Source organism: Peptoniphilus timonensis JC401, from assembly GCF_000312025.1.
In the GTDB taxonomy this organism is placed as follows: domain Bacteria; phylum Bacillota; class Clostridia; order Tissierellales; family Peptoniphilaceae; genus Peptoniphilus_A; species Peptoniphilus_A timonensis.
In genome coordinates this window covers 202,861-211,725 of the sequence record NZ_HE978595.1, presented here as the reverse complement: position 1 = coordinate 211,725, position 8,865 = coordinate 202,861, and the positions used below count along the sequence as shown (strand labels likewise).

At 33.1% G+C, this 8,865-nt stretch carries 9 protein-coding genes; 1 reads left to right on the top strand and 8 read right to left on the bottom strand.

The features are described 5' to 3' along the window. Positions 1 to 19 precede the first annotated feature (19 nt). The 8 genes from HGPT_RS06285 to HGPT_RS10075 all read right to left on the bottom strand — a co-directional run bounded on the left by HGPT_RS06285 (position 20) and on the right by HGPT_RS10075 (position 8,004). Positions 20 to 814 carry a carbon-nitrogen hydrolase family protein gene (locus tag HGPT_RS06285; RefSeq protein WP_019138992.1) on the bottom strand — a complete coding sequence of 265 codons (795 nt, stop codon included), beginning with the start codon at positions 812 to 814 and terminating at the stop codon, positions 20 to 22. A gap of 7 nt (positions 815 to 821) precedes the next feature. Further along, positions 822 to 1,697, bottom strand: coding sequence for an undecaprenyl-diphosphate phosphatase (locus tag HGPT_RS06280; protein WP_019138991.1), 876 nt, complete (start codon positions 1,695 to 1,697; stop codon positions 822 to 824). Positions 1,698 to 1,786: 89 nt separating this feature from the next. Then, positions 1,787 to 3,148, bottom strand: coding sequence for a replicative DNA helicase (gene dnaB, locus HGPT_RS06275; protein WP_040542774.1), 1,362 nt, complete (start codon positions 3,146 to 3,148; stop codon positions 1,787 to 1,789). Between the two features lie 5 nt (positions 3,149 to 3,153). Then, positions 3,154 to 3,603, bottom strand: coding sequence for a 50S ribosomal protein L9 (gene rplI / locus HGPT_RS06270; RefSeq protein WP_019138989.1), 450 nt, complete (start codon positions 3,601 to 3,603; stop codon positions 3,154 to 3,156). A gap of 1 nt (position 3,604) precedes the next feature. Further along, the gene (locus HGPT_RS06265; RefSeq protein WP_019138988.1) at positions 3,605 to 5,602 is read right to left on the bottom strand and encodes a DHH family phosphoesterase; all 1,998 of its coding nucleotides are present in this window, start codon (positions 5,600 to 5,602) and stop codon (positions 3,605 to 3,607) included. A gap of 11 nt (positions 5,603 to 5,613) precedes the next feature. Then, positions 5,614 to 6,531, bottom strand: a complete 918-nt coding sequence (locus tag HGPT_RS06260) for a DUF2232 domain-containing protein (RefSeq protein ID WP_019138987.1) — start codon at positions 6,529 to 6,531, stop codon at positions 5,614 to 5,616. Between the two features lie 124 nt (positions 6,532 to 6,655). Next, the gene (locus HGPT_RS06255) at positions 6,656 to 7,498 is read right to left on the bottom strand and encodes a DegV family protein (RefSeq protein WP_019138986.1); all 843 of its coding nucleotides are present in this window, start codon (positions 7,496 to 7,498) and stop codon (positions 6,656 to 6,658) included. A gap of 245 nt (positions 7,499 to 7,743) precedes the next feature. Further along, positions 7,744 to 8,004: a MarR family winged helix-turn-helix transcriptional regulator gene (locus HGPT_RS10075; RefSeq protein ID WP_019138984.1), complete on the bottom strand. Its 261-nt coding sequence runs from the start codon at positions 8,002 to 8,004 to the stop codon at positions 7,744 to 7,746. Positions 8,005 to 8,118: 114 nt separating this feature from the next. On the opposite strand from HGPT_RS10075, the gene HGPT_RS06245 reads away from it, so the two are divergent. Next, positions 8,119 to 8,829, top strand: coding sequence for a hypothetical protein (locus HGPT_RS06245; protein WP_019138983.1), 711 nt, complete (start codon positions 8,119 to 8,121; stop codon positions 8,827 to 8,829). Positions 8,830 to 8,865 lie beyond the last annotated feature (36 nt).

Sequence of the window (8,865 nt, the reverse complement as noted above, 5' to 3'; positions counted from 1 at the left end):
TATAAAATTTTATTTGTAATTATAACTTTCTATTTTTTCTTGAAACTTCAAGGGGAAGTTTTTCTCTTTCTCTTTTTACTTTTTCATTTTCTAATTTTAGAACAGTGAGATTATTTTCTTCTCCAAGGTCAACTTCAATTTTTCCACTTGGGTCAACTATTAGGGAGTGGGCATAGGCATTTTTGGAAAGCTCATCATCTCTTGCTATGGTAGGAGACACAAGATAGCACTGTGTGTCCACTGCACGAGCTCTATTTAATAGATGGAAGTGAGCTTCTCCAGTCTTTTTCATAAAAGTGGAAGGTGCAAAAATTACTTCAGCTCCATAGTCTCTGAAAGTTTGAAAGAGTTCAGGGAACCTCAAGTCAAAACAAATGGCAAGTCCAAATTTTCCATATTCTGTTTCAAAAACTCCAAGGGACTTTCCACCAGAAATTGTGTCAGATTCCTTGTAGCCTTCAATGTCGAAGAGATTTATTTTTGAATATCTGTAGATTTCTCTGCCAGATTTGTCGAATACATAGGACCTGTTGTATATTTTATCTCCTGATTTAATTGGTATAGATCCACCAACTAGGTATATTTCATTTTCTTTTGCGACTTTACTCATTTTTTCATAAGTTTCGCCAAAGTCTTCTTCTGCAAATTTTGTGAAATAAGAATTTTGATAGGGACAATTCCACATTTCTGGAAGACAAACTAAATCGGCAGCCTTTTCTCGTGCGCGAGATACATATTCTTCCATAGTTTTTAAATTTTCTTTTTTGTCGCCTTTTGCAGGCAGCTGAATTATTCCAACGTTAAAATCTTTCATAGTCACCTCAAATTATGTTGAAAAAGGCAAGACATAAAACTACTATGCCAAGCACAATTCTGTAATAGCCAAAGGGAATGAAGTCGTGTTCACGAACATAGCCCAGGAATTTTTTAATTACAATAAGTGCAACGATATAGGAAATTACTCCACCAACTAGGATCAAAAACCATTGCCATCCTGTAAAGGAAAATCCAATTTTTAAAATTTTAAGGGCAGTTGCACCGAGCATAGTTGGGACAGCAAGGTAAAAGGAAAATTTTGCAGCACTTGTTCTAGAACAGCCAAGTAGCATGGCACCAATAATGGTTGCTGCTGAACGAGATGTTCCTGGAACCATAGCAAGACATTGGAAAAATCCAATCAGGAGTGCTGTTTTAAGTCCAATATCATTTAGACTTTCATACTTAAAAGCCTTGTCCTTGTTATTTTTTTCCATAATAATAATTATTACACCGTAAAAAATTAGGGCAATGGCAACGGTAATTGGGTTAAAAAGATGGCTATCTATGAAGTCGTCTAGCAAAAATCCAAAGAAGGCTGCAGGTAAAAATCCCACAATTATTTTTGCTATTAACCTCATAGTTTCAAGATCTCTGTACTTAAATTTTTCTTTAAAACTTAGTTCATTATACTTTTCTTCTCCAATTACAGGAGCAAGTTTTCCTCTTGCAATGGGATTTATGTCATAGAAGTATAAATAAACTACGGCTAAAATAGCTCCAAGCTGAATTATTACACTAAAGGCATTGGAAAAAGCCTTGGGTTCAAGGTTTATAAAACTATCTGCGATTATTAAATGGCCTGTTGATGATACAGGCAAAAATTCTGTAAGTCCTTCGATTATTCCAAGGAAGATTACTTTTAATAGGTCTATTATCATATTTACCTCCATTATTTTGTCAAAGCCTATTATAACATTTGTGGCTACAAAAATAAAAGACTCTCGCAGATGACAAGAGCCTTAAAATGTTATTCATTTCTTTGTAAATTTAAAAATTTTGTAAATTCTTTTTTAAACATCAATTCAACAGTTCCCGTAGGACCATTTCTGTGCTTGGCAATAATAACTTCGCCAACATTTGGTTTTTCAGATTCTTCCTTTGTGTAATATTCATCTCTGTATAAAAACATTACAATGTCTGCATCTTGCTCAATGGCACCTGATTCACGAAGGTCTGATAAGATTGGTCTGTGATCAGTTCTAAGTTCTGGTGCACGAGAAAGTTGAGATAGGGCAATGACAGGGACTTCCAATTCCTTGGCTATTGCCTTTAAATTTCTTGATATGGCAGAAATTTCTTGTTGTCTTGATTCTGATCTTGATGACATTTGCATAAGTTGCAAATAGTCAATTACAATTAAATCAAGCCCCTTTTCTACTTTCATTCTCCTACACTTTGCCTTTAATTCTAGAGGAGATATGCCTGCAGTATCATCGATTTCTATTTTTAAATTTGATACAATTGGCATTGTGTTTATAATTTTTGTCCACTCTTCTTCGTTTAAGTTACCACTTATAACCTTTTGCAAATCCACATGAGAAGTGGAAGAGATGATTCTTTGGAAGAGTTGGTTTTTACTCATTTCTAGAGAAAATACAGCGACAGATGCTCCACCTCTTAGGGCAGCATTAGTTGCAATATTTACCATGAGAGCAGTTTTACCCATGGAAGGTCTTGCTGCTAACAAAATGAGATCAGACTTTTGAAGTCCAGAAATTTTTCTATCTAAGTCAACAAAACCAGTTGTAAGTCCTGTTAAGGCGTTAGGGTTTTGTGCCTTTTTTTCCATTTCAGAAAAGGAGTCTAGGGCAATACTTTTTATATTTATAAGTCCATTTTTTGTCGAATCTTGTGTTATATCAAATACAGATTTTTCTGCAAGTTCGATTATGAGATCTGCCTGAGCATCAGGAGAGTAGGCAGCTGAAATGACCTTGTCAGATGAATCAATTAACTCTCTTAAAATCCCCTTTTCTTTTATAATGTTGCAGTAGTATTTAATATTTGAAACTGCAGTTACATTTGAGGACAAGTCTGCTAGATAGCTTATGCCACCGACTTCATCGAGAGAGTCTGTTTTTTTCAATTCCTCAGCAATAGTTATTACATCGGCTGCTTCATTTCTGTTGTAGATATTTAAAATGGCATTATAAATTTTTCTGTGAGCTTCTTGGTAAAAGTCTTCTATTTTTAAAAGTTCAATAGAAGTTGTGATAGCTTCCTTTGAAAGCATCATAGATCCAAGAGCTGACTCCTCTGCCTCTAAATTGTGGGGAGGCATTTTTATATTTGAAACAGAATTTAAATTTAATTCTCCATTAGCGTCCATATCAATCAAGATTCCGGTCTAACATTAACCTTTAGAGTTGCAACTACGTCTGGATAAAGTTTGATGTCAATGTTTTTCATGCCAGCTTCTTTGATATTTTCGCTTAGCTCGATTTTTTTCTTGTCAACATCAATCTTGTGTTCTTGTTTTAATTTTTTTGCAATGTCAGCAGAAGTGATGGCACCAAAAAGTCTTCCACCTTCTCCAGCTTTAGCTTTTATAGTTAAAGTTATTTCGCTAAGTTTTTTCTTAATTTCATTTGCCTTAGCACGATTTTCTTTTTCTAATTTTTCTTCTTCAATTCTATTTTTTTCCCAAGTTTCCATGTTTTCTGGAGTAGCTTCAATGGCAACTCCTCTTGGAATTAAGAAGTTTCTAGCATAGCCTGTTTTTGCATTAACTATGCTTCCTTTTTTGCCCAAATTTTTGTCGTCTTTGATTAAAATTACTTTCATGTTATTCCTCACTTTTATTTTCAATTAAATATTCGTCTATAGCTTCTGTCAAAATCTTTTCAGCTTCATCTAAATCAGTTGTTTCAAGTTGGGCGCCTGCCATATTTAAATGACCGCCTCCACCAATTTTTTCTAAGATAAGTTGAACTGAAACAACTTCTCCACGAGATCTTCCTGATATGTGGGTCTTGCCATCATTTATTGTAAGAACAAAGGATGCGTCGATTCCATTTATATCAAGTAGGGCATCGGCTGCTTGGGCAGCAACGAGAACTGAATTGTTAGCTTCTTTTTCAAATCTTGAAACAGCAATATTGTCGTGAATCATTTTTGTGTTGTGAATTACTTCTGCCCTGTAAACCATAGTGTCAAGGTCATCTTGGAAAAGAGCTTTTACTTTTATCATATTTGCACCAGCTCTTTTTAAGACTGATGCAGCTTCAAAAGTTCTAACACCAGTTTGGAAAGAGAAGTTTTTAGTATCTACAACAACACCACTCATGAGGGCATCTGCCTCAAAGTGAGTTAGATTTAAGTCATCAGACATATAAGTCAACATTTCTGTTATAAGTTCACAAGTGGAAGAAGCGTAAGGTTCTACATAGGATAAGACTGGATTGTCAACAAATTCCTTTCCTCTTCTGTGGTGGTCAATAACTACAATTTGACTTGTCTTTTCCAAAAGTTCCGGACATTCAGTAAAAGATGGTTTGTGATTATCCACAAGTACAAGAAGAGAAGAGTGTTTTATCCTATTTATTGCAGTTTCCCTGGAAATTACTTTTTCATAAATTTCTGGCTCTTCATCTTTCATCCTATCAATTAAATTATCAATTGAAGGGTTTGATTTTTCTAAGACAATAAAGCCTTCCTTGTTTCTATTTAAAGTTGCTCTTAGACAACCAATAGCCGCTCCAATGGCATCCATATCTGGATTTTTGTGTCCCATGATGTAGACATTTTCTGATCTGTCTATTAATTGTTTTAGAGCTTCGCCAATAACTCTTGCTTTTACCTTATTTCTTTTTTCAACAGCTTTTGATTTTCCACCGAAAAATTCGTAGTTGTCTTCAACTTTTACAACAGCTTGATCGCCGCCACGACCTAAGGCAAGGTCAAGTGATGAATCTGATTCGATGTAGGCATCTTTGAAATTAAGTCCTTGAGATGAAACACCAATTGATAAGGTAATGGGAATAGAATTTCCATTGTTTAATTCCCTTAAATCGTCAAGTATATCAAATTTCTTTTCTTTTATTGCCCTTAGAGACTTGTAATTCATGACAACAAGATAAAGATCTTCGTCGGACTTTTTCACAAGAGCGTCGTATTCTTCAAAATAGGAAGAGATAGTTGAGTCAATTTCTGCAACGAGAAGAGGTCTTATTTCTGATGGAGCAGAACTTATAGCTTCACTAAAGTTATCAACTTCTACCTTAGCCACAATGGCAAATTCATCAATATAAGTATTTTTTAAATTTTGGTAGGCAGTGTTGTCCACCAAATAAAGCAAGACAGATTTCCCATCTCTTTTTTCAGATTTGTTTTCCACAACATTTGTAAATACATTGTAAAACTTCTTGTTTATTTCAACAGGAATAGTTCTCTTGCCTTCACTCTTTAGGATATTTGATATATCTATATCGTCAACTAAATTTTCAAGGTCGCCATCTAAAACAGTTTCTTCATTAAATAAATTAATGAAAGGAGTGTTATACCAAAGTATTTTTGCCTTTTCATCTGTTACTACAAGGGGAAAGGGCATGTCAAAGATTGCTTGTTTTGTCAGGGAGTCAAATCTCTCATTTAAATTTTCAATATTTTTAAGATTTTCTTCGTTTTTGTGATTGATTTTGGAATATGCCATGAAGCTAACGTAGGCAAGACCAAGTATAGCAAAAAGCCCAATTATAGGTTTTAAAGCTAAAAGTATAATTACAAGGATTATTCCAAAGACAAAATATGGAAGAAAATCATTGATTTTATAATTATTTTTCATAGTATTCTCACTTATTTAATTTTCCTAAAGTTAATAATTTGATCAATGCCACCAAGGATTATTACAAAAATTTGTAGTGATGAAATTGTAAAAGTTAGTCCTATTAATAACCATTGTAAAAAACTCTTTAGTCCCATTCTTGTCATGTAATATTTTACAATGGCAAGACCAGAAACATAGAGCATAAAAAACACTAGATTCATAAGATTAATTATAAATACAGATCCTGATGGTCCAAAGTAATCGCCAGTTAGTGAAAACAAGGCAAGACTTGCAAGTGATAAAAAGATAATTTCTCTTGGAAATTTTAAAAATTCAAGAGAGGAAGGTTGTATTATAAGAATTCCTCTTGAAAGTAAATTTCTTCCAGCCCATGTGTAAGTGACATAGGATGTGACAAGAGAGATAATTATCAAAACTGATGGCAAAATTTGTAAAAACTTCTTGTAATAAATTTCTATGTTATCAGCAAAAGTTGCCAAAGCACCAGCATTTATACCAGTATCAGATCCCAAATTCTTGTAAAAATTTGTAATAGCGTTAATAGTTTCCTTTGAATTTAGGACTTCACTATTAATCCCAAAGGCAAAGAATAAAACCATTATTGATGTAAAAAATATTAAGGACGTCGCTAGGATAGTCATAGAGACAGACCTTTTTGTAGTAATCATATAGTGAAAAATCAGTATAAAGGGTCCAAAAATTGTAAATATAATTATGGCCTCAATGGGACCCAAGAGAGCGCTGATTAATAAAACAACTGCAAGTAGAGTTGCCATCACTTTTATTATTCCTTCTTTTACAGATTCAGCCACATACATAGAAGGAAATAAAATATAGAGAAAGGGAAAAATCATTCCAATCATTGAAATAATTATAGACCTAGTAAAAAGTCTAAGGAGTCCCTTAAAATCAGTTTCTTTTTCCAATAAATCAACTCCTATCTCACTTATTTTACCATAGAATTCAAATTTGATAAAGAAATCTAGAGCTTCATGGCATTTATAAATAAAAAGGTCCCTAAATTTTAGGAACCTAAGAACTTATATTAAATTATTTACAAAAATAGGATAGGAAAAGTGCTCCTGGACCTGTGTGAGTTCCAACGACACTGCCAATTTGTATAAATTCTGGACTTGGAATTTTACCTTCCCAAAGTTTTTTGGTATCTCTTATATATTTGTCAATTTTTTTGACATCACGTCCAGTGTAACCTAGCTTTAGAGGTTTTGTAAAATCAATGGATCCAGTTCTTTCAATTTCACTTATAAAAAGGTTGTTGGCATTTTTTGTGCCCTTTGCCTTTCCAACAGATGTGATAACTCCGTCTTTCATAGTTAGAAGAACTTTTACAGAAAAGAGATTTCCAATTAAGGCAGAAGTCTTTGAAATTCTTCCGCCCCTTTCAAGATATTCTAACGTGTCAACTAAAACTATTAGTCTAAGTTTCTTCTTTGCTTCATCTAAAATTTCTGCAATTTCTCTTGCTGATTTTCCTTCCTTTACAAGACTTAATGCATAATCAACTAGGACTCCTTCGGCGTTAGAAACATTTAAACTGTCGACTATAAAAATTTTATCTTCAAAGCCATCTCTTGCCAAAAAGGCACTTTGATAAGTGCCAGATAATTTTGACGACAAGACAATTACAACTGCTTCATCGCCAGCATCCACAACTTTTTTATAAACATCCATAAATGCCACCGGTGTTGGTTGACTTGTCTTGGGAAACTCTTCTTTCTTTTCAAGTCTTTCATAAAATTCGTCTTTTGTAATATCAACTGAATCTAAAAAATCTTCTTCACCAAAAGTTACATGAAGGGGAACTACAATTAAGTCCTTCTCAATATTTTCCTCAATATCACAAGTTGATCCCACAATTATTTTTACTGCCATATATTTCCTCTCAATTTAAAATCTATACAAAAATTTGAAAAAATATTCAAATTAATTATTCTCAATTACAATCTTCTGTCAATTTTTCAATATTTTCTGATAGGGCATCTAGGACTTCGTAGAAGATTTCCTTTTTTTCCCTTGAAATATTTTTATTCGCAAGCTCCATATATTCCATTGTCTTTTCACTAATCTTGGAACCTATAAGCCTGCCTTTGTCTGTCAGATAAAAACTGCCTCCGTAGTTATTTTTGTTGTTTGACTTTTTTTTCTACGATGCCAGATTTTATCATTTGATTAAGATTTCTAGACACATCAGACTTGTCCTTGCCACTTATTTTCACAAGTTCTGTTGAATTAAGCTTGTCGTGTTCATAAAGAGCAAGCATATATATGAGCTGACTTGAGGTCAAACCAAAATCTTTCATGACTTGGCTAGCTATCTTTTGCCAGTTTTTTACAATAGCAAATACTTCACTGGAAAAGTAATTAAATCTTTCTAGCATAAACACCCCACTATATTTTAATGTAAACTTTAGTATAAATAATACTTGTTGAGATGTCAACTTTTAATCTTTTAAAAATTTTTCTAAAATATTTGTGTTAAAATATTTTAGAAGATGAAATTTCTTAAAGGAGATGATTTTATCAATAGATATTCAAAAATTACTAACAAGACAAAAAGGGAAATTGTCCTTCTAAAGGCAAGACCTTGCAAGTGGGGCAAGTGTACTTTTTGTGATTATATAGAGGATAACGAAGTCGATAATAAAAAAATTGACGAGATAAATTTTGAAGTTTTAAAAAATGTCACTGGGGAATTTGGCGTCTTAGAAGTAATTGATTCTGCATCAGTTTTTGATTTGACAGAAAATACTCTTAGAGAAATAAAGAGAATTGTAGAAGAAAAAAATATTAAGAGATTATTTTTTGAAGCCCACTGGATTTATAGAAATAGACTCGATGAAATGAGAGACTTTTTTAAAATTCCCATTACTTTTAAAACTGGCATAGAAACTTTTGACAATGACTTTAGAGAAAATGTCCTAAAAAAAGGTGCAGATTTTAAAGATTATAGAGAAGTGAAAAAATATTTTGATTCCCCCTGCGTCATGGTGGGCATAAAAGGTCAGACAAGAGAAATGATAGATAGGGACATGGAAATTATAAAAAATTTCTCTCACGCTACTGTAAATATTTTTATGAATAACTCCACTGAAATAAAAAGAGACGAAGAACTTGTGAAGTGGTTCGTAGAAAAATATAGGTATCTGGAAGATGACCCTCGTGTTGATATTTTATTTGAAATAACAGATTTTGGTGTGGGCTAAAAAAGACGCTGTAGATAAACAGCGCCTTTTTTCATT